Genomic DNA, 20,824 nt, shown 5'->3' with positions numbered 1-20,824 from the left:
GGTGTGCCGGCGACACGTCGAGTCGAGGGGTTCGTATGAACATCACCGTGATCGGGCGAGGGAACGTCGGCGGGGGGCTGGCCCGTCTGTGGGCGAAGGCCGGCCACCAGGTGACCGGTCTGGGCCGCGACGGCGGCGACGCCTCGGGCGCGGAGGTCGTCGTGGTCGCCGTGCCCGGCCACACCATCGCCGAGGCGCTGTCGAAGGTCAGCGGGCTCGACGGACAGGTGACCATCGACGCGACCAATCTGTACACCGCCCGCGACGACGCCTTCCCGTCCCTCGCCCACCAGGTCAGGTCGATCATCGGCGGCCCCACCGCGAAGTCCTTCTCCACGGTCTTCGCCGCCGCCTACGACCGGATCGGCGAGCAGCGGGTGCCCCCGAGCAACCTCTACGCCGCCGAGCCCGGCGCGAAGGACATCACCGAGCGGCTCATCCGTGACGCGGGCTACGACCCGCTCTTCATCGGGGATCTCACCCCGGGGGCGCGGCTGCTGGAGGACAGCTCCGGCCTGACCCGGGCCCTCGCCGGCCAACTCGGCCCCTTCTTCTACCGCTACGCGCCTCCCGGACAGCTGTGACCCTTGCGGTGTCGTCCTCCGCGGCCCTGCGGAGCGCCGACCCCGTCGGCAACCGGGGGGGATGGCCCTGTCTCCCGCGGCCACGCGGGGCGCGATTCTCCAGCCGCCGACCGATATGTTTCACGGCGACCGCACCGTCGTCCTCAAGGATCCTTCGGGTCACATGTGGGTGTTCCTGACCCACTTGGAAGACGTCTCCGAGGACGAGCTTCAGCGTCGACTGGTTGCCGCCGGGTGACTGCTCGCGTGGTGCGTGGTGACCTTGAGGAGTTGAAGGGGACATCGCGGGGATGAGTGAGAACCAGTGGCCCGACGACGGCATCGAGCTCGGTCGAAGAGCCCGGATCGCCTGGTCGGCGACGCTTGAGGCGCTCCCGGCGGGAACGCCGGTGATCGGCGAAGTCATCGGACGACAGCCCTTTGGTGTCTTCCTGCGCATCGACGGTGTCCCGGACGCTGTCGGACTCGCCGAGATCACGGCAATGCCCCACGGTGCCGAACTGCCGCGGATGGGTGCCCGAGTCAGGGGCGAGGTTCTCCGGCACACCGAGCACAACCATCAGGTGACGATCACGCTCGACGAGTGGGGGCCGACCGGGCGGTGACGGGGGGCGTCCGTCGGTTCGGTGGGCGTGGTCGTCTCAGGAGGGTTTCGGGGGGCGGTCGTTGTCGAAGGTGACTCCGTGTTCGCCGACTTTCACCGGTACGTCGATCCAGCGGGCCTCGCCTTTCGTGGAGGAGGCGTACTGGCACTCGTAGCCGGTGTCCTTGTCGTACGCGACGAGTTCGCGGGTGGGTATCCGGTCGCAGCGCAGGTGCTTGCTCGTCCGGTGGTAGGTCTGCCAGAAGTTCCCGTACACGGACTTCGCCGTCAGAACGGCCTGCCCCGCGTTCGTGATGTCGTACGGCTTCAGATCGCCGGCCGGCTCGTCGAAACGGACGGCCCAGGGGACCTTCACGCCCTCATAGGTGACCGTGCACCGTGTGGTCACGCCCGGTTTCTCGCTCACCGTGCCGCCCTCGCACTCGGCGCTGGTCCTCCCCGGGATCCCGGCCATGGCCACCGTGCTCCGGCGCATCGACCACTGCGCCACCTCGGTGAACGGGGCGTCGGCGGCCGGTTCGGGCGGCAGGGCGTCGCGCAGTGACTCCACCGTCAGGAGCCCGGGTTCGGCCGAGGTGACGGGGACGGGGAGCCGTGTCCCGTGCTTCGGGGGCGCGGAGTCCGCGGAACGGGCGTCGTCGTCGCCGTCCGATCCTGTCCCGGCACAGCCCGTGGACAGGAGACCGATGATGGCGAGACCCAGGAGGGCGGTGCTGGTACGCATGCCGCCCAACCTAGTCCGCGCGGTCGCGGTGGTCGCCGGCGCACAGCCGCGTCGAGTGCGGGGCTGTGCCTGCCGGCTTCCTTTCACCGCGTCACCGCGTCACCGCGTCACCGCGACGGCCCGCTGTCAGGGTGTGTCCGTGACCCGGCCCGTCAGCAGGGGGCCCTCCAGCCACTCGTACTCCTTGAGGATGTGCACCTGCATCCTCAGGGACTCCTCCGGCTCGGTCAGGGTGTCGGTGATGGTGGGTACGGTCACTTCGGTGCTGGTCTCGCCCTCGGGGACGGACACCCAGAGCGAGGGGTCGCCGGTGGACAGGGGGCGTTCCGGGTCGGCGGTCTCGCCGAGTTGCTGGGAGAGCCAGTCCTGATCGACGTCCTTCGTGGAGAGTTCCGGACCCTCCCGCACCGGCAGGAGGGAGAACCGAGTCTCGATCGGGACGTCGGCGGGCTCGGAGAGAGCCACCTTCCAGGTGAGCCCCCGGCCCTCGGTGACCGCGTCGGCGACCGGTGTCACGGTGACCGTGGGCATGGGGTCGTCGTTCTGGACGAGCAGGCCGCCGGAGGCCCCGCCGATCGCCGTCCCGGTGACGGCCTTCGCGGAGACCTCGTGGTGGAGGTCGGCGTTGTAGCGGTTGTCGCCCTCGACCGTGATCGAGACGTTCACCGCACTGCCCGCTCCGACCCTGACCTCGCGCACCGTGGACTCGTAGGTCTTCGGGTCCATGACGGCGAGCTTGATCACGCCGCTGCCCTTGCCGGTGACCCGTACGGGCACCTGGTAGGTACGGGTCCCGGAGTCGCCCTCCACGACCGTCTGCCGGCCGAGGTCGATGCGCGGGAGCGTCCCGGCCCGCACCGCCGCCGTGCCGGGGCGCCAGCCCGAGGCGTCCATCAGCCAGAACTCGCCGGAGTCACTGAGCGGGGTGAGTTCCAGGGACCGGACCTGCTGGAGATCCAGGCCGGCGGCGACGGCGGCCTTCAGCGGGACACGCACCTCACGGGCCCAGTGCGCGGCCGTCGCGTCGGAACCGGGCAGGCCGTCGACGGTGACCCGACCGAGCCTCGCCCTCGTGCCGGACGCGTCCGTCAGAGCCACGTCGAGCCGGGTGCCCTTCGTGTTCGGCGGCACGATCACCCGCAGCGCCAGGGCGTCGGAGCCCGCCAGCGAGAAGGCGCGCCCCGGCTGGAGCCGGACGGGGGCGCCGGGACTGGTCCACCGGGCGGCCACCGCGTTGCGGCCGGGCTCCTCAGCGACCCCACCCCAGGACACGAAGTGCGGCGACCGGCCGGACCCGGACTGCGCCATGCAGGACCGGGCGTCGTCCGCCGTGATCTGCGCGCACACCCGCGCGTTGGTCACCGAGAGCGGGCGGTCGGGCGAGATCGCCGGGGTGCGGTGACCGCCCACCGCGTGCGTGTGCACCCGGGCGGGCCCCGCGGACGGAGCGCTCCGGCCGGAGCCGTCGAGGAGCGGGCGGACCCGGTCGTCGCCCGCGAGGAACAGCCGTGCGGCGGCAGCGATGTAGGTGGTGCCCGCCGCCTGCTGCTGCTTCGCGGTCAGCCGGGTACCGGCCCGCGTCGAGCAGACCGGGTCCTCGTCGTCCCAGACGTCGTCCGCGGCGGGGGCCTCGGCCTGGCCGGGCGTCCACTGCGTGTTGAAGTAGTTGTGGTTGGCGCCGACCATGTAGACGGCGCTGTGCAGGGCGCGGCTCCGGCCGACGCCACGGGTCGCGTCGAGGTACATCTGGCCCTGGAGGTCGCTCACATCCCCGTCGCAGCCCGGCAGGATGGTCATGGAGGGCACCCCGTCGGCGGGGTTCTGCCCGAACAGCGTGGGGCCGATCAGGACGGTGCCCCGGATCCGCCAGTCCACCGGCCCGCGATAGCCGTCCTCGGCGGGCGGCGGCGGGGAAACGCTGTCCAGAGCCGCCCGGTTGACGCCCTCGCCCCCTCGGGAGTGCCCGGTCAGGAGCACCTTCGACAGGTCGGCCGGGTCCGACGCGCGGACCGCCCCGGGGGCCTTCGCCGGGTTCTTCCCCCATCGCGCCCAGCGGGCGAGATGCTGCCGCACCAGCGACGAACGGGCCTGCGCCCCCATGTCGGCGGTGCTGCCGTCCTGCGCGTTGATGCCGTTCGCGGAGATGGAGACCGTCACATACCCCTGGGACGCCAGGCGCTGCTGGTCGTGCAGGAAGCCGCGGTAGCTCGGGATCTCCTTCTGCCCCGGCTTGCACGGCCAGTACATGCCCGCGCTGTCCTGACCGGGCTCGTAGCAGGTGGCGCTGCGGCCGTGGAGGAAGAGCGCCAGCGGTCGCCGGCCCGGCGCGTCCGTCGGCCCGACCACGGTGGCCCGCATCTCGACGGGCTCGGCGTAACCCGGCAGTCGCACCGACTTCAGGGCGTACTCACCGCTCGTGGTGCGGTACTTCCCCGCGACACCCGGGTCCACCGGATTCGGCGGGAAGGGGTCCTCGGGCGCCACCGCGGCCGGCGCGCGCCGCTGACCGGGGGCCCGGTCCGCCCCGGCGGCGTCCAGCCGCCGCACCCCGGCGACCACGTGCAACTCCGCCACCGGCCCGACCCGCACCCCGGCGAGGCCCAGCCGGAACGTGCGGTGGTCCGGCGAGGGCACCGCGGCGCCCAGGACCCGGTCACCGGAACGGAACTCGACCCGGGAACCGCCCATGCCCACCGGCTTCGGCGAACTCCACACCAGATCGCCGCCCTCGACGCGCCACCCCTCCGGCAGCCGCTCCCCGCCGACCCCGGCGACCCCGGCGACCCCGGAGATGCCGGAGACGCCGGTGAGCGTGCGGGGCGTGGAGGGCGTGCCGGGTATGGACTCGGCGGTCGGCTGGGCATGCGCCGGCCCCGGTCCGCCCGCCGCCAGCGCGACGACCGCCAAAGCTGCGGTCAGCGCGCGTGAGGCCGTTCTCACGATGGTTGTCTCCTCGTCGTCACCTGCCTCGGCGCCCCCAGTCACTCCGGGGCGCCCGTGCACCCGGGGAGATGGCGACGGGTCGTCACCGGTTGTCTCCCGCCGGTGAATCCGGCCGGAGTGGAACGGCGGCGCCCGTGCGGCGAGCGAGACCCAGCGCCGACCGGGACGGTGCCGTCAGCCCACGTGCCGTCAGCCCACGTGCCTCAGCCTTCCTGTCGGGGAAAGACGCCGGACAGCGGCACGATGGGGATCTCCTCGCGTCGGCAGTAGTGCGCGGGCCGATGGACGGCCCGGCGCAGCCGGTTCCAGTTGCGCAGGGTGCGCAGCAGCCCGTCGTCGGGGGCGCTGTGCCAGAAGCGGTTCTCGTCCTGACCGCCGAGCAGCGGGCAGAAGAGGGAGACGGCGAGGGTGACGCGTTCCCCGCGGGTGACCGGGGTGACGGCGTGATAGACCCGGCTGCCTCTGGTGAACATGGTGTCACCGACGTGCAGGAACGGTGCCTTGTGGACCCGTGGGTGGGCGGGGCCGCGCCGGGTGATGTCCTCGCGGTGGGCGTCGAAGTCGTCCGGGTGGCCCTTGAAGTACAGGTGGGCGCCGCCGTCGTGGTCGGCGCGATCGGACAGGGTCATGGTGAAGACGTAGTTCATGCCGTCGAGGTGCCATGCGGCGCCGGTGCGCGCCTCGGACGGCGCGGGCGGTCCGTAGTAGTAGGTCTGGACGCCCGCGTCGCGCAGGGGGTGCGGGACCAGGGGTACGCCGACCAGGCGGGAGACGGTGTCCAGGAACACGGCGTCGCGCACCATGGCGTGCACGAACGGCGACAGGGACTCGACGTCGCGCAGCCGGTGGGGGACGCCGTGGTCGTCGCGGACGGCGCGGGGCTTCAGGGCACGGCAGATGTCCCTGAGCGCCCGCGCTCCGTCGTCGTTCAGCAGACGTACCGGGCCGGCCATGGCGAGGTCGTCGGGAAGACCGGGACGGCCCGGCAGTTCGTGGTCCCGGTAGCCGAAGTCGGCCAGCCGCGTGGTGGTGGGGCGCCGGCCGCTCAGGTTCTGGACGAACCGGGTCTCCCATCGCGGTTCCGGGTGGTCGTAGGGAGCGGTTGTCCGTCCGCCGACGCGCAGGGACCGCTTGAGGCGGTCCAGCCCGGTGGTGATCGCGGCGACCCGGGCGTTGTCGGTCGCGGTCATGAGGACTCCTCTCGGTGGCCGGTGGCCGGTGGCCGGTGGCCGGTGGCCGGTGGCCCGTGGCCGGTGCGGCATTGCGCCGGTACAGCGGTACAGCGGAACAGCGGTACAGCGGTACGGCAGGCGGTACAGAGGTACGGCAGGCGGCACGGCAGTACGGCAGTACGGCGATGGCTTCCCGGTGAGCCGAATGAGCCGAATGAGCCGAACGCGGTGCCGGGTGCCACGCCCGCCCCGCTCCAAGCACGGCAAGAGAGCGAACCGGACAACTCCCTTACCGGGAGGCGTCCTTCGAAACAGCAGGTCGGCCGGGCGGGTCGGACCGGGTCGGCCGGCTGGGCCCCGGGTGCGCGGGAGTCGTCGCAGGTCGCCCGTGTCCCGGAGGGGATCGGAGAACGACCGAGAAGATCCCCGCGGGGACCGGCCGACGCGCGAGAAGGTCCGAGCCGCGACCGCCCGATCCGGAGGGAGCGACCGACGTACCGCGCCTCACGTCGACAAGATCGGCGTTCTGTCGGCCGCCACCGGCGAATCTCGTGTCGATCAGCCGTCCCGACGGAAAATCTTCGGTCACCCCCTGCTGGTCCGGTCGCGAAGCACCGCGTAACGTGACGCGTCATGAAGATCCTCATCAGTGCCGACATGGAGGGCGCCACCGGCGTCACCTGGCCGGCCGACGTGCTGCCCGGGACGCCGCAGTGGGAGCGGTGCCGGTCGATGTTCACCTCCGACGTCAACGCCGCCGTGCTCGGCTTCTTCGACGGCGGTGCCGACGAGGTGCTGATCAACGAGGCGCACTGGACCATGCGCAATCTGCTCCTGGAGCGGCTGGACGAGCGGGCCGAAATGCTCACCGGCCGCCACAAGGCGCTGTCCATGGTCGAGGGCGTGCAGCACGACGATGTGGACGGCATCGCCTTCCTCGGCTACCACGCCGCCGCGGGCGACCGGGGCGTCCTCGCCCACACCTACCTCGCCAACTCCATCACCGGCGTGTGGCTGAACGACGTACGCGCCAGCGAGGGCCTGCTCAACGCGCATGTGGTCGCCGAGTACGGTGTGCCGGTGATCCTGGTGACCGGCGACGACGTGGCCTGCGAGGACGCGCTCGGGTACGCGCCCGAGGCGCCCAAGGTCGCCGTGAAGGACTATGTGTCGCGGTACGCGGCCGTGTGCCGCACCCCCGCCCGGACCGCCGCCGACATCCGCGCCGCCGCCCAGCAGGCCGCCGCGCTGGCCGTGCGGTACGAGCCGGTGAGCGCCGGACCGCACACCATGGCCCTGGAGTTCGACGCCGAGCATCTGGCGCTGGCCGCGACCGTCGTCCCCGGTGTCGCCCAGACCGGGGAGCGGAAGGTGGCGTACACCGAGGAGACGATGTACGCGGCGATCCGTACGTTCAAGGCCGTGACCACCCTCGTCTCGGCCGCAGTGGAGGAGCAGTATGGCTGACCGGCAGGCACTGGACGAGGTCGTCCGGTTCACCTCGGACCTCATCCGCATCGACACCACCAACCGGGGCGGCGGCGACTGCCAGGAGCGGCCCGCCGCCGAGTACGCGGCCGAGCGGCTCGCCGAGGCCGGTCTCGAACCGGTGCTGCTGGAGCGCACCCCGGGCCGCACCAACGTCGTCGCCCGCTTCGAGGGCACCGACCCGTCCGCCGACGCCCTGCTCGTCCACGGTCATCTGGACGTCGTGCCCGCCGAGGCCGCCGACTGGAGTGTGCACCCCTTCTCCGGGGAGATCCGGGACGGCGTCGTGTGGGGCCGGGGCGCCGTCGACATGAAGAACATGGACGCGATGATCCTCGCCGCCGTCCGCTCCTGGGCGCGTGAGGGCGTCCGCCCCCGCCGGGACGTGGTGATCGCGTTCACCGCCGACGAGGAGGCCAGCGCCGAGGACGGCGCCGGTTTCCTGGCCGACCGGCACGCCGCCCTGTTCGAGGGCTGCACCGAGGGCGTCAGCGAGTCGGGCGCGTTCACCTTCCACGACGGCTCGGGACGGCAGATCTATCCCATCGCCGCGGGGGAGCGCGGCACGGGCTGGCTGAAGCTGACCGCGCGGGGGCGGGCCGGGCACGGCTCCAAGGTCAACCGGGAGAACGCGGTGACCCGGCTGTCGGCCGCGATCGCGCGGATCGGCACCCACGAATGGCCGCTGCGGCTCACCCCGACCGTGGCCGCCGCGCTCACCGAACTCGCCGCGCTCTACGGCGTCGAACCCGACCTCACCGACATCGACGCGTTGCTCACCAAGCTCGGCCCGGCCGCCAAGCTGGTCGAGGCCACCGTCCGCAACAGCGCCAACCCGACCATGCTGGAGGCCGGCTACAAGCTGAACGTCATCCCGGGCGAGGCCGTCGCCTACGTGGACGGGCGCTATGTGCCGGGCGGCGAGGACGAGTTCCGCACCACCCTCGACGCGCTGACCGGCCCCGACGTGGACTGGGAGTTCAGCCATCACGAGGTCGCGCTCCAGGCGCCGGTGGACGCACCCACGTTCGCCCGGATGCGGGCGGCCGTGGAGGAGTTCGCGCCCGAGGGGCACGTGGTGCCGTACTGCATGTCCGGCGGCACCGACGCCAAGCAGTTCTCCCGGCTCGGCATCACCGGCTACGGCTTCGCCCCGCTGAAGCTGCCCGAGGGCTTCGACTACCAGGCCCTCTTCCACGGTGTGGACGAGCGGGTGCCCGTCGAGGCGCTGCACTTCGGCGTCCAGGTGCTCGACCGGTTCCTGCGGACCGCGTAGACCAGGGGAGAGGAAGCGTACGACGACATGAGCACCCCCAGCACCCCCCTTCCCTACGGCTCCTGGCCCTCCCCGGTCGACGCGGCGCTCGCCGCCGCGCACGACGGGCACCCCGAGTACGTCGGCTTCGTCGGCGACGAGGCATGGTGGACCGAGCCCCGGCCCACCGAGGGCGGCCGGCGCACCCTGGTCCGGCGGCACGCCGACGGCACCGAGGAATCCGTGCTGCCCGCGCCCTGGAACGTCCGCAGCCGGGTCATCGAGTACGGCGGACAGCCCTGGGCCGGCGCCGTGACCGACGGCACCCCGCTCGTGGTGTTCACCCACTTCGCCGACCAGCGGCTCTACCGCTACGAACCCGGCGCCGAACCCCGGCCGCTAACCCCGCTCTCGGCGGTGGGCGGCGGACTGCGCTGGGCCGACCCGACGGTCCTCGTGGAACGCGGCGAGGTCTGGTGCGTGCTGGAGGAGTTCACCGGCGAGGGCCCCGCCGACGTCCGACGGGTCCTGGCCGCCGTACCCCTGGACGGCTCGGCCGCCGAGGACCGTACGGCCGTCCGGGAACTGGCGCCCGAGCGGCACCGGTTCGTCACCGGGCCCCGGCTCTCGCCCGACGGGCGGCGCGCGGTGTGGCTCGGCTGGGACCACCCCCGGATGCCGTGGGACGGCACCGACCTGCTGCTCGCCGACGTCGGGGACGACGGCACCCTCACCGGGGCGCGGGTGGTCGCGGGCGGTCCGGACGAGTCGATCGCGCAGGCCGAGTTCGCCGCCGACGGAGCGCTGCTGTACACCGGCGACCGTGACGGCTGGTGGAACCTGTACCGCGACGGCATCCCGCTGTGCCCGCGCGAGGAGGAGTTCGGCGGCCCCCTGTGGAAGGTCGGGCTGCGCTGGTTCGCGCCGCTGGACAGCGGGCTGATCGCCGTCGTCCACGGCCGCGGCGCCACCGCGCTCGGCGTCCTCGACCCCACCACCGGCGAGGTCGCCGACGCCGCCGGACCCTGGACCGAGTTCGCGCCCACGATCGCCGCGCACGGCGAGCGGGTCGTGGCGGTCGGCGCCAGTGCGCACAGCGCGTACGAGGTGGTCGAACTGGACGCTCGGACCGGCCACGCCCGGGTGATCGGCGCCCCGCACCGGGACGCGATCGACCCGGCGTACCATCCGCGCCCCGAGGAACGGGTCTTCACCGGCCCCGGCGGACGCGACATCCACGCCCACCTCCACCCGCCGCACCACCCCGCCCACACCGCGCCCGCCGGGGAACTCCCGCCCTACATCATCTGGGCGCACGGCGGGCCGACCGGCCGCAGCCCGCTCGTCCTGGACCTGGAGATCGCCTACTTCACCTCACGCGGCATCGGTGTCGCCGAGGTCAACTACGGCGGCTCCACCGGCTACGGACGGGAGTACCGCGACCGGCTGCGCGAACAATGGGGTGTCGTGGACGTCGAGGACTGCGCGGCCGTCGCACTCGCCCTCGCCGACGAGGGCACCGCCGACCGGGCGCGGCTCGCCGTGCGCGGCGGCAGCGCGGGCGGCTGGACCACCGCCGCCTCCCTCGCCACCACCGACGTCTACGCCTGCGGCACCATCATCTACCCGGTGCTCGACCTCACCGACTGGAGCACGGACGGCACCCACGACTTCGAGTCGCAGTACCTGGAGAGCCTGGTCGGCCCCTTCGCCGAGGTGCCCGGCCGCTACGCCGAGCGCTCGCCCGCCGCGCACGCCGAACGGATCACCGCGCCCTTCCTGCTGCTCCAGGGCCTGGACGACGTGATCTGCCCGCCCGCGCAGTGCGAACGGTTCCTCGCCCGCATGGCCGGGCGCGGGGTGCCGCACGCCTACCTCGCCTTCGAGGGCGAGGGACACGGCTTCCGCCGCGCCGACACCATGATCCGTGCCCTGGAGGCGGAACTCTCCCTCTACGCCCAGGTGTTCGGGCTGAACCCGCCGGACCTGACCCCACTGGAGCTGACCGAGTGACCCGTACGGAACTGCGCCGCCCCGACCGGCTCGCGCCCGACGCGCGGGTCGCCGTCGTCGCCCCCAGCGGGCCGGTCCCCGAGGAACGGCTCCAGTCCGGTCTCGACCTGCTGCGCGGCTGGGACCTCGACCCGGTCGTGGCACCCCATGTGCTGGACCGGCACCCCGAGTTCGACTATCTCGCCGGTACGGACGCGGACCGCGCCGCCGACCTCCAGCGGGCCTGGTGCGACCCGGACGTGGCCGCCGTGCTGTGCGCGCGGGGCGGCTACGGCGTCCAGCGCATGGTCGACCTGCTCGACTGGGACGCCCTGCGGGCCGCCGGGCCGAAGGTCTTCGTCGGCTTCAGCGACATCACCGCGCTGCACGAGGCGTTCGCCACCCGGCTCGGCCTGGTCACCCTGCACGGCCCCATGGCGGCGGGCCAGGACTTCCTCAAGAACGCGCGGGCGCAGGAGCATCTGCGGGCCACCCTGTTCGCACCGGAGACGGTCACCACGATCGCCTCCGCCGGGGGCGGCGCGCTGGTGCCCGGCCGGGCCCGCGGGGTGCTGCTCGGCGGCTGCCTCGCCCTCCTCGCCACCGACCTGGGCACCCCGCACGCCCGGCCGTCCGCCGCCGGAGGGCTGCTCTGCCTGGAGGACGTGGGGGAGGAGACGTACCGCCTGGACCGCTATCTCACCCAGTTGCTGCGCGCCGGGTGGCTGGAGGGGGTGCGGGGGGTGCTGCTCGGCTCCTGGGCGGAGTGCGGCCCCTACGACGGGGTCCGCGCCCTGCTCGCCGACCGGCTCGGCGGCCTCGGGGTGCCGGTCGTGGAGGAGTTCGGCTTCGGGCACGGGGACGGGGCGCTGACGATCCCCTTCGGAGTCGCCGCCGAACTGGACGCCGACGCCGGGACACTCACCCTGGAGCGGCCCGCGCTGCGCTGAGGACCGGCACAGGCCCGCGCGCCGCACGGACGTAGGCTGGACGGATGCCGTACGACCCGTCCAGCCTGCTCGCCGAGGGGCCCCGCGTGGGCCTGCGCCCCTTCACCCTCGACGACGGCGCCGAGTTCACCGCGCGGGCCCGGGAGAGCAGGGAACTGCACCGGCCCTGGCTCTTCCCGCCGGACACCGCCGCCGGGTACGCCGCCTACGCGGGACTGCTGATCCGCGACCCGACCAAGGCCGGGTTCCTGGTGTGCGAGCGCGACGGCGGCGGCATCGCCGGGTTCGTGACCGTCAACAACATCGTGGAGGGCGCCTTCCAGTGCGGCGCCCTCGGCTACGGGGCGTTCGCCCACGCGGCCGGACGCGGTCTGATGCGCGAGGGCCTCGGCCTCGTGGTCGACCACGCCTTCGGACCGATGCGGCTGCACCGGCTGGAGATCAACGTGCAGCCGGACAACACCCCGTCCATCGCGCTGGCCCGCGGCTGCGGCTTCCGCCGCGAGGGCTACTCGCCGCGGATGCTCTTCATCGACGGGGCGTGGCGCGATCACGAACGCTGGGCGCTCACCGTCGAGATGCGCCCTTCCGGTTGATGTTCATGGTGTCCAGGTCCGTCACGGTCGAGCGCAGCCCGGTGAAGCCGAGACCGAGAGCGCGCAGCGCGCCCTCCGCGCGGTCCACCCGCCGGGCGCGCGCCTGCTCGGTCAGGCCGTCCCAGGTGCCCCGGACGATCACCCGGTAGGTGTGCCGCTCCGTCGTCATGTGCCGCGTCCCGTTCCCGCCCGGCCGGACCCGCCCCGCCCCGCTCTCCGGGCCGCTCGGCCTATCCGTTGATCCGCCGACTGTATGTCGCCGAGGATGGTGCGCATGCGGAATATCGTGGTCATCGACGCCCCCTCCAACCTGGGCCTGCGCCCGCCCGCCCCCGGCACCGTGCCCGGCTGCTACAAGCTCGCCGGTGCCCTGCGCGAACAGCGGATCGTGCAACGGCTGAGCGCCCTGGAGGGCGGTGTGGTGGTGCCGCCCCGCTACGACCGGGGGGACTGGCGGGAGGGCGACGGGGTGTTCAACGCCGCCGCGCTCGCCGCGTACACCCCGAGGCTCGCCGACCGGATCGAGCACCATCTGCGGGCCGGGAACTTCCCCCTGGTGCTTGGCGGTGACTGCTCCATCCAGCTCGGGGCCTCGCTCGCCCTGCGCCGCCTGGGCCGCTACGGGCTGGTCGCCGTGGACGCCTCCGCCGACTTCCGCCACCCGGGCGGCTCCGACCCGGTCGGCGCGGCCGGCGGCGAGGAGGTCGCCCTCGCGACCGGGCGCGGCCAGGCGGACCTCACCGATCTGGAGGGGCTCGGGCCGTATCTGCGCGACGAGGATGTGCGGTTCTTCGGGATGCGGGACGCGTTCGAGGACGACCGCGCCGAGCTGACCGCCCTGAAGATGCCCGTGGTCACCGTCGGTGACCTGCGCGAATGGGGCGCCGACGCGCTCGCCCGCGCCACCGCGCAGACCTTCGAGATCCCCGAGCTGGACGGCTTCTGGCTCCACCTGGACGCCGACGTCCTCGACCCGGCCGTGATGCCGGCCGTCGACAGCCCCGACCCCGACGGCCTGCTCCCCGAGGAACTCGTCGCCCTCCTGCGCCCCCTGCTCGCCTCCCCCGCCTGCGTCGGACTCAATGTCACCATCTACGACCCCGACCTGGACCCGGACGGCACGGCGGGCGCGCTCCTGACGGACATCGTGGTGAACGCCTTCGGGGAGGGAACCGGCTGACGCGTGCGCAGCGAGCGCCGGGTTACGCGGAAGTACGACTTCCGGATGCGGCCGGGCGGAACCGGGTAGGCCCCCACCAGGAGGCCCAATGACCACTGTGCGCTATGTGTACGCCGTCTGCCGACCCTTCGGCGCGGCCCTTCAGTCCCAGCTGACCGGCGTCGCGGGCGCCCCGCCCCGGCTGCTGCGCCACCACGACCTGGTGGCGGTGGTCGGCCATGTGCCGGAGGCCGAGTTCTCGGAGGACCGGCTCCGGGCCGCGGAGACGGACACCGAATGGCTCGCGGGGGTGGCCCGGCTGCACCAGGGCGTGGTCGACGCGCTCACCACCGTCACCACCCCGCTGCCGCTGCGGCCCGCCACCGTGTTCCGGGACGACAGCGCGGTGCGGCTGATGATGGAACTGCGCGAGGACGAGTTGCGGCGCTCCCTCGACCGGCTGGAGGGCCGCGTGGAGTGGGGCGTGCGGGTCTTCCGGCAAGAGGCCGCGGAAGGGACGGCGGAAGAGGCGGGGGCCGGGGCGGGGGAAGCGGCGGCGGAAGAGGCGGGGGCCGGGGCGGGGGCTGGCGCGGCCGAGGCCGGGGAGATCTCCGCGCGGCTCCACAAGGCGCTCGCTGAACGGGCCGACGCCTCCCACGCCTACCCGCTGCGCCCCCGCGAACCCGGCGGCACCGGCAGCCGCAATGTGCTCAACGCGGCTTATCTGGTGCCCCGCGCGCACGCCGAGGAGTTCGTGGAGATCGTGGACCGGGTGAGAAGCGAGGAGCCGGGGATCCTGGTGGAACTCAGCGGTCCCTCGGCGGCCTATTCCTTCGCCGCCGAGGACGGCTGAGCCCTCCGGACCCCCGGCTCTTCCGGGTGTTCCGCGTGCCGCCGGCGACCATGGGGCCGCCGGCGGCACGTCAGCTGTCGGCTGTCCGCGATGCCCGGGCTACCAGCGGTACCACCGGTGTCGGCCTCCGGCCGCCGTCGTGCCGCGGACCAGGAAGCCCATCAGCCAGATGACGAGCACCGCCAAGGCGAGCCACCACAGGATCTTGGCGGCGAACCCCACACCGAACAGGAGCAACGCGAGAAGCAGGACGAGCAGGATGGGAACCATAAGTGACAACCTCCTGGACGTCGGGTAACCGCGATCGCGATTTTCACGCACCCTTCCGGCACAGAATCTCCCCGTGCAGGACGCTGAACCAGCCGTCCTCCCGCGCGCCCCAGGCACGCCACGCCCCCGCCACCGCCCGCAGGTCGGCCTCGGTCGCATGGCCGCCGCCGGTCGCGCGCTCCGCGTACGAAGAGGCCATCGTGCGGTCCGCCCACAGCCCGCTCCACCAGGCGCGTTCCTCGGGCGTGGCGAAGGTCCAGGTGGCGGAGGTGGCCGTGAGGTCGCTCAGCCCGGCCGCGAGCGCCCAGGACTTCAGCCGCCGCCCGGCGTCCGGCTCCCCGCCGTTGGCGCGGGCCACCCGGCGGTACAGGTCCAGCCAGTCGTCCAGACCGGGAACGGCGGGATACCAGGTCATCGCCGCGTAGTCCGAGTCCCGTACGGCGACGATCCCGCCCGGCCTGGTGACCCGGGCCATCTCCCGCAGGGCCCGCACCGGGTCGCCCACATGCTGGAGCACCTGGTGGGCGTGGACCACGTCGAAGGTGCCGTCGGGGTGGTCCAGGGCATGGACGTCACCGACCGCGAAGTCGGTGTTCGTCAGCCCCCGTTCGGCGGCCGTGGCCCGCGCCCGGTCCAGGATGCCGGGCGCGTTGTCGAGCCCGGTCACCCGGCCGTCGGGGACCAGCGCGGCGAGGTCGGCCGTGATGGTTCCGGGGCCGCAGCCGATGTCCAGGACCCTCATGTGCGGCTCCAGCGAACCGAGCAGATAGGCCGCCGAGTTGGCGGCGGTCCGCCAGGTGTGCGACCGCAGCACCGACTCGTGGTGCCCATGGGTGTAGACGGCCGTCTCCCGGGCCTCCGGCATGGCTGTGCCCCTTCCCCTCATCACCGCACCGCTCCCGGCCCCCATGACCGCCTGCGGCACCCGCGGCGCCTGCGCTGCCGCCGAACGCTACGCCGCATGTCGCATAGTGAGACCCCCCGTTTCGACATGTGGACGGGCGGTGGGTCGGGCGCGGGTGCCGCCGTACGTCTGATGGCGGGCTGGGCCGGGTCGGTCGGGTCGGAGTCGGGTCGGGCCGGAGTCGGGTCGGGTCGGGTCGCGGCAGGGGTGCGGCAGGGGGTGGTGCGGCAGGGGCGCGGGCGGGTGTCAGCCGACCAGGGGCGGGGGATCGTGCGGCCGGTACACCACCAGCGCCCCGCGCTGCTTCTCCAGCGTCACCTCGCCCTCGACCTCGGTGACCTCACCGTCGTAGGCGAGCAGCGTGCCGCTCGGCACATCGGTGAGCCGGAGCCTGCCGACCTGGACGGCGGCGTGCGCAGGGGAGCGGGTGAGGGGACCGGCGATCGCGGCGGCCAGCAGCCGCAGCGCGGGACGCCTCCCGCCGTGCACCACCCGTACGTCCAGCCGCCCGTCGGACAGATCCTTCCGGCGGCCCGGCACCAGACCCAGCCGGTGGTACGTGCCGTTCCCCGCGAACAGCAGCCACATCGGCCGCACCCGGCCGCCGTACCCCGCCAGCAGCGGATGCCCGTCCGCCCGCAGCACCCGTACCGCCGCGATCACCCCGGCGGGCCAGCCGCCGATCCGCGGCGACCAGCGGTCCCGCTCCCGCACCAGCTCCGGGTAGACCCCCAGGCTGCAGGTGTTGAGGAAGATCCCGTCCGTCCCGCCGCCGGTGAACCGGCCGACGTCCACCCGTACCGCCTCGCCGCCCGCGACCGCCCGCCCCAGCGCGCGGGCGTCCTCCACGCCCAGGTCCAGCGCGAAGTGGTTGAGGGTGCCACCGGGCAGTACGGCGAGCGGCAGCCCGCGCCGCAGCGCCACCCCCGCGGCGGTGTTCACCGTGCCGTCACCGCCGCACACCCCCAGCACCCGTGCCCCGACCGCCGCCTTCTCCAGCTCGGCCGCCACCTCCTCCGGCGCGCACTCCACGATCCGCGCCCGCGGCAGGACGTCGCCCAGCAGACGCGCCCGGTCCGCCGAGCCCGAGCCGCGGTTCACCACCATCGTCAGCCCCTCCCCTTCGGGCAGGTCCGGCGCCGCCGCGCGCGGATGGGCCGACGGCACGGCATGACCGTGCGGCGGCACCAGGGCCCGTACGGCCATGGCGGCGCCCACGCCCAGGGCCGCGCCGGTCAGGACGTCGCTCGGGAAGTGCACGCCCGTGTACACCCGGGACATCGCCACCGAGAACGCCAGCGGCGCCACCGCCGCCCCCCACCCCGGGGACTCGATGGCCGCCCCGGCGCAGAACGCCGCCGCGGACGCCGCGTGACCGGACGGGAACGACGTGGTCAGCGGCTGCCGCTTGAGCCGCCGGACCGCCGGGACCGGGCCCAGCGACGGGCGCGGGCGGCGCACACTGCGCTTGCCGAGCGTGTTGATCGTGGCGGAGGCCAGCGCCAGCGAGGCCATACCGCGCGCGGCGGCCCTGCGGCCCCGCGGCGTACGGCTCACCGCTATCACGGCGGCCGTGGCTCCCCACAGCACACCGTGGTTCGCCAGCCGGCTCAGCCGGGGCAGCACCCGCTCGGCGTACGGCCAGTTCCGCTCGGCGGCGAACTCGAAGAGCCGGGAGTCCAGCGCGAGCAGCCGGTGGCGCAGCGCGTGGCTCCCCGGACGGAGTGCGGTGAGATCGACATCAGGGTTCATGAGGTCACGGTTACCCTGAAGTGGCCGTTTCGCGTCACTCTTCATGCCACCAGTGGCTGGTGTCACACGGTGTTGACCCGATTCCGAGGTGACGTCACAGCCCGAGGGAAGGTCACAGAAGGAATGCCGCCCATGCGTCTGATCCTCGTCCGGCACGGCCAGACCACCGCGAACGTCGAGCAGTTGCTCGACACGGCCGTGCCCGGCGCGGAGCTGACCGACCTCGGACGGCGGCAGGCGGCGGCCCTGCCCGGGGCGCTCGCGGCGGAACCCGTCGAGGCCCTGTACGCCTCCACCCTCACCCGCACCCAGCACACCGCCGCCCCGCTGGCCGCCGCGCGCGGTCTGGACGTCCAGGTCCGGGACGGGATCCGGGAGCTGGCCGCGGGCGACCTGGAACTGCTGCCCGGTGACTCCCCGGACGGCGAGCGCTACATGCGGACCGTGTTCGCGTGGATGAACGGTGACACGGGGCTGCGGATGCCCGGCGGGGAGACCGGCGACGAGGCCCTCGCCCGCTACGACGCCGTGGTCGCCGAGGCCGCCGCCGCGGGCGCCGGGGCCGTCGCGATGGTCAGCCACGGCGCCGCGATCCGGCTGTGGACGGTCGTCCGCGCCCACAACCTGGACCCGGCCTTCGCCCTCACCCACGGACTCCAGAACACCGGCGTCGTGATCCTGGAGGGCACCCCGGCCGACGGCTTCAAGGCACTGGCCTGGGAGGGTGCCGCGCCGGGCCCGTCCGGGGAGGGCGGACCCACGGGCCGGGCGGTCGGGGAGCGGTAGGGGCCCGGCGGAGGGCCGAGACGGGTGGCGTCGGGGTCGGACACCGGTGGTGGCGGGGGTGGACACCAGCGGTGGCGGGGGTGGATAACGGTTTGCCGATGGCCACTCCGGCGACTCAGAATGCGTTTCCATGGGACATCTGGAAGCCGCGCACCTTGAGTACTACCTCCCCGACGGGAGGGCGCTGCTGGGCGATGTCTCGTTCAGAGTGGGCGAGGGCGCCGCGGTCGCCCTCGTCGGCCCCAACGGCGCCGGCAAGACCACCCTGCTGCGGCTGATCTCCGGCGAGCTGAAACCCCACGGCGGCACCGTCACCGTGAGCGGCGGGCTCGGCGTGATGCGCCAGTTCGTGGGCTCCGTACGGGACGAGACGACCGTACGCGACCTGCTGGTGTCGGTGGCGCCGCCGCGGATCCGGGCCGCCGCCCGGGCCGTCGACACCGCCGAGCACGCCCTCATGACCGTGGACGACGAGGCCGCCCAGCTGAAGTACGCGCAGGCCCTCTCCGACTGGGCCGAGGCACGCGGGTACGAGGCGGAGACCCTGTGGGACATGTGCACCACGGCCGCGCTCGGAGTGCCGTACGAGAAGGCCCAGTGGCGGCAGGTGCGCACGCTCTCCGGCGGTGAGCAGAAGCGGCTGGTGCTGGAGGCGCTGCTGCGCGGCACCGACGAGGTGCTCCTCCTGGACGAGCCCGACAACTACCTCGACGTGCCCGGCAAACGCTGGCTGGAGGAGCGGCTCAAGGAGACCGCCAAGACGGTCCTGTTCGTCTCCCACGACCGGGAACTCCTCGCCCGCGCCGCCGACAAGATCGTCTCCGTGGAGCCCGGACCGGCCGGCGCGGACGCCTGGGTGCACGGCGGCGGCTTCGCCACCTTCCACGAGGCCCGCCGTGAGCGCTTCGCCCGCTTCGAGGAACTGCGCCTGCGGTGGGACGAGAAGCACGCCCAGCTCAAGAAGCTCGTCCTGAGCCTGCGCCAGGCCGCCACCAACAGCGATGCCATGGCCTCCCGCTACCGGGCCGCGCAGACCCGGCTGCGCAAGTTCGAGGAGGCCGGGCCGCCGCCGGAGCCGCCGCGCGAGCAGGACATCCGGATGCGGCTCAAGGGCGGCCGGACCGGGGTCCGCGCGGTCACCTGCGAGGGCCTGGAGCTGACCGGCCTGATGAAACCGTTCGACCTGGAGGTCTTCTACGGCGAACGGGTCGCCGTCCTCGGCTCCAACGGCTCCGGCAAGTCCCACTTCCTGCGGCTGCTCGCCGGGGAGGAGGTGGCCCACACCGGGCGGTGGAAACTCGGCGCGCGCGTGCTGCCCGGGCACTTCGCGCAGACCCACGCCCACCCCGAACTGGAGGGGCGCACCCTGCTCGACATCCTGTGGAAGGAGCACGCGCAGGACCGGGGCGCCGCCATGTCCCGGCTGCGCCGCTACGAGCTGACCCAGCAGGCCGAGCAGAGCTTCGACCGGCTCTCCGGCGGCCAGCAGGCCCGGTTCCAGATCCTGCTGCTGGAGTTGCAGGGCGTCACCGCGCTGCTGCTGGACGAGCCGACCGACAACCTCGACCTGGAGTCCGCCGAGGCGCTCCAGGAGGGCCTGGAGGCGTTCGACGGCACGGTGCTCGCCGTGACGCACGACCGCTGGTTCGCACGGTCCTTCGACCGGTTCCTGGTGTTCGGCACCGACGGCCGGGTGCGGGAGACCGCGGGGCCGGTGTGGGACGAGCGGCGGGTGCAACGGGCCAGGTAGGACGGCCCTTCCCGGCGGCGGCCCCGGGGGAATGTTCGTACAGTGGAGGCACCACGGACGGACACGACGATCGGGGCACCACGATGAGCGGAGTAGACCCGGGTCGGCTGGACGACCAGCAGCTCATGAAGGAGCTGGAGACCATCCATCGCACCCGTCACGACACCCTGCTGTACGGGTCGAACGACGCGCTGCGGGCGCACAACGAGCGGATGGCCCAGCTGGAGGGGGAGTACCTGCGGCGCAACCCCCGGCGGTCCGTCTCGGCGGGTCGGACCCGGGACGGGGCACGGGACCGGGCTGTCTCGTAGTGCTGGCTCGCGGTGGGGTCGCACGGGTCGTGCCGGCTCGTGGTGGGTGGGCCGCGCGGGTGGTGGTGGCTCGTGGTGGGGTCGCTCGTGGTGGGGTCGCTCGTGGTGGGGTCGCTCGTGGTGGGTGGGGCCGCGCGGGTCGTGGTCGCTTCTCGCGCAGTTCCCCGCGCCCCTGAGAGGCGCGACGCGCGGCCTCGTCCGTATCCCAAACCCGGATTCACCCGGGTGGGCTCCCGTGTCGCGCCAATGGGTGCGGGCCGCGCGCGGTGGCGGCGGGGGCGGGATCTGATGGCGGGTGGGGGCGCGAGTACGTGTCCCGCCGCTGACGTCGTCGGTCCGAGGAGTTCGCCCATGCGCCGCAGCCGCCGTCTGCTGTCCGTGTCCGCCCTCAGCGGCGCCGCCCTGTTCGCAGCCGCGCCGGGGGCCCTCGCGGAACCGGCCGCCGAGGTCAGTCCGGCGCGGGTGAAACCGGGCGGCTCCGTCACGATCTCCGTCGTGTGCGACGCCGTCGGCACGACCGCGCCACGCACCACGAACGCCACGTCCCGCGCCTTCGACCGGGGCACGGTCGCCCTGCGACTGGTGTCCGGCGGCGACGACGGGCGCTCCCGGCCCGTCTACCGCGGCACCGCGCGGATCGCCCCCGCCGCCGACCTCGAAGGCGTCCCGGACGGCGTCGGCCGCGACCCGGGCTGGTCGGAGCCCGGCTGGTCGGAGCCCGGTACGGGCGG

At 73.6% G+C, this 20,824-nt stretch carries 19 protein-coding genes; 12 read left to right on the top strand and 7 right to left on the bottom strand.

Features of this window, described 5'->3' with window-relative positions; genetic code table 11:
- The first annotated feature begins 35 nt into the window (after positions 1-35).
- Together ACIQNG_RS18130 and ACIQNG_RS18125 are read left to right on the top strand one after the other, a co-directional pair.
- Positions 36-584: an NADPH-dependent F420 reductase gene (locus ACIQNG_RS18130; protein ID WP_401424810.1), complete on the top strand. Its 549-nt coding sequence runs from the start codon at positions 36-38 to the stop codon at positions 582-584.
- Between the two features lie 290 nt (positions 585-874).
- Positions 875-1,189, top strand: a complete 315-nt coding sequence (locus ACIQNG_RS18125) for a hypothetical protein (RefSeq protein ID WP_401486043.1) — start codon at positions 875-877, stop codon at positions 1,187-1,189.
- A gap of 36 nt (positions 1,190-1,225) precedes the next feature.
- On the opposite strand, the gene ACIQNG_RS18120 is transcribed toward ACIQNG_RS18125, so the two are convergent.
- From ACIQNG_RS18120 to ACIQNG_RS18110, 3 genes are all read right to left on the bottom strand, one after another.
- On the bottom strand, positions 1,226-1,912 hold the full coding sequence (locus ACIQNG_RS18120) for a hypothetical protein (RefSeq protein WP_401486041.1): 687 nt from the start codon (positions 1,910-1,912) through the stop codon (positions 1,226-1,228).
- A gap of 126 nt (positions 1,913-2,038) precedes the next feature.
- Positions 2,039-4,855, bottom strand: a complete 2,817-nt coding sequence (locus ACIQNG_RS18115) for a hypothetical protein (RefSeq protein WP_401486318.1) — start codon at positions 4,853-4,855, stop codon at positions 2,039-2,041.
- A 203-nt stretch (positions 4,856-5,058) separates the two neighbouring features.
- Positions 5,059-6,045 carry a hypothetical protein gene (locus ACIQNG_RS18110; protein WP_401486039.1) on the bottom strand — a complete coding sequence of 329 codons (987 nt, stop codon included), beginning with the start codon at positions 6,043-6,045 and terminating at the stop codon, positions 5,059-5,061.
- A 615-nt stretch (positions 6,046-6,660) separates the two neighbouring features.
- Between ACIQNG_RS18110 and ACIQNG_RS18105 the strand changes: the two genes are divergently transcribed.
- From ACIQNG_RS18105 to ACIQNG_RS18085, 5 genes are read left to right on the top strand one after another with little or no spacing between them, the layout of a single operon-like run.
- Entirely contained in the window at positions 6,661-7,494 is an 834-nt protein-coding gene (locus ACIQNG_RS18105) for a M55 family metallopeptidase (protein ID WP_401424805.1), read from the top strand.
- The gene (locus tag ACIQNG_RS18100; protein ID WP_401486037.1) at positions 7,487-8,791 is read left to right on the top strand and encodes a M20/M25/M40 family metallo-hydrolase; all 1,305 of its coding nucleotides are present in this window, start codon (positions 7,487-7,489) and stop codon (positions 8,789-8,791) included. Before ACIQNG_RS18105 ends, ACIQNG_RS18100 begins: the two co-directional genes overlap by 8 nt.
- A gap of 27 nt (positions 8,792-8,818) precedes the next feature.
- Positions 8,819-10,783: a prolyl oligopeptidase family serine peptidase gene (locus tag ACIQNG_RS18095; RefSeq protein ID WP_401486034.1), complete on the top strand. Its 1,965-nt coding sequence runs from the start codon at positions 8,819-8,821 to the stop codon at positions 10,781-10,783.
- The gene (locus ACIQNG_RS18090; protein WP_401486031.1) at positions 10,780-11,712 is read left to right on the top strand and encodes an LD-carboxypeptidase; all 933 of its coding nucleotides are present in this window, start codon (positions 10,780-10,782) and stop codon (positions 11,710-11,712) included. The genes ACIQNG_RS18095 and ACIQNG_RS18090 overlap by 4 nt, the downstream gene beginning before the upstream one ends.
- A 44-nt stretch (positions 11,713-11,756) precedes the next feature.
- A complete protein-coding gene (locus tag ACIQNG_RS18085; RefSeq protein WP_401486029.1) occupies positions 11,757-12,308 on the top strand; it encodes a GNAT family N-acetyltransferase in 552 nt (183 codons plus the stop codon).
- Here ACIQNG_RS18085 and ACIQNG_RS18080 read toward each other — a convergent pair.
- Positions 12,280-12,477, bottom strand: a complete 198-nt coding sequence (locus tag ACIQNG_RS18080) for a DUF6204 family protein (RefSeq protein ID WP_401486027.1) — start codon at positions 12,475-12,477, stop codon at positions 12,280-12,282. The genes ACIQNG_RS18085 and ACIQNG_RS18080 overlap by 29 nt on opposite strands.
- Positions 12,478-12,582: 105 nt before the next feature.
- Here ACIQNG_RS18080 and ACIQNG_RS18075 point away from each other — a divergent pair, with 105 nt between their 5' ends.
- Both ACIQNG_RS18075 and ACIQNG_RS18070 read left to right on the top strand, forming a co-directional pair.
- Positions 12,583-13,488, top strand: coding sequence for an arginase family protein (locus tag ACIQNG_RS18075; protein ID WP_401486025.1), 906 nt, complete (start codon positions 12,583-12,585; stop codon positions 13,486-13,488).
- An 88-nt stretch (positions 13,489-13,576) separates the two neighbouring features.
- Positions 13,577-14,320, top strand: coding sequence for a GvpL/GvpF family gas vesicle protein (locus ACIQNG_RS18070; protein WP_401486023.1), 744 nt, complete (start codon positions 13,577-13,579; stop codon positions 14,318-14,320).
- Between the two features lie 99 nt (positions 14,321-14,419).
- Here ACIQNG_RS18070 and ACIQNG_RS18065 read toward each other — a convergent pair whose 3' ends face one another.
- From ACIQNG_RS18065 to ACIQNG_RS18055, 3 genes are all read right to left on the bottom strand, one after another.
- On the bottom strand, positions 14,420-14,590 hold the full coding sequence (locus ACIQNG_RS18065; protein WP_401424794.1) for a hydrophobic protein: 171 nt from the start codon (positions 14,588-14,590) through the stop codon (positions 14,420-14,422).
- Positions 14,591-14,633: 43 nt separating this feature from the next.
- Positions 14,634-15,455, bottom strand: a complete 822-nt coding sequence (locus ACIQNG_RS18060) for a class I SAM-dependent methyltransferase (RefSeq protein WP_401486020.1) — start codon at positions 15,453-15,455, stop codon at positions 14,634-14,636.
- A gap of 285 nt (positions 15,456-15,740) precedes the next feature.
- The gene (locus ACIQNG_RS18055) at positions 15,741-17,246 is read right to left on the bottom strand and encodes a bifunctional phosphatase PAP2/diacylglycerol kinase family protein (RefSeq protein ID WP_401486018.1); all 1,506 of its coding nucleotides are present in this window, start codon (positions 17,244-17,246) and stop codon (positions 15,741-15,743) included.
- Between the two features lie 132 nt (positions 17,247-17,378).
- Here ACIQNG_RS18055 and ACIQNG_RS18050 point away from each other — a divergent pair, with 132 nt between their 5' ends.
- From ACIQNG_RS18050 to ACIQNG_RS18040, 3 genes are all read left to right on the top strand, one after another.
- Positions 17,379-18,032: a histidine phosphatase family protein gene (locus ACIQNG_RS18050; RefSeq protein WP_401486015.1), complete on the top strand. Its 654-nt coding sequence runs from the start codon at positions 17,379-17,381 to the stop codon at positions 18,030-18,032.
- 130 nt (positions 18,033-18,162) lie between these two features.
- Positions 18,163-19,782: an ABC-F family ATP-binding cassette domain-containing protein gene (locus ACIQNG_RS18045; protein WP_401486013.1), complete on the top strand. Its 1,620-nt coding sequence runs from the start codon at positions 18,163-18,165 to the stop codon at positions 19,780-19,782.
- Positions 19,783-19,865: 83 nt separating this feature from the next.
- Complete coding sequence (locus tag ACIQNG_RS18040) at positions 19,866-20,093, top strand: DUF6158 family protein (RefSeq protein ID WP_401424787.1); 228 nt, start codon at positions 19,866-19,868, stop codon at positions 20,091-20,093.
- Positions 20,094-20,824: the final 731 nt, after the last annotated feature.

Source organism: Streptomyces sp. NPDC091377, from assembly GCF_044757045.1.
Lineage (GTDB): Bacteria > Actinomycetota > Actinomycetes > Streptomycetales > Streptomycetaceae > Streptomyces.
Note: the sequence above shows the minus strand (reverse complement) of the source record. Positions and strands in the feature narration are given on the sequence as shown.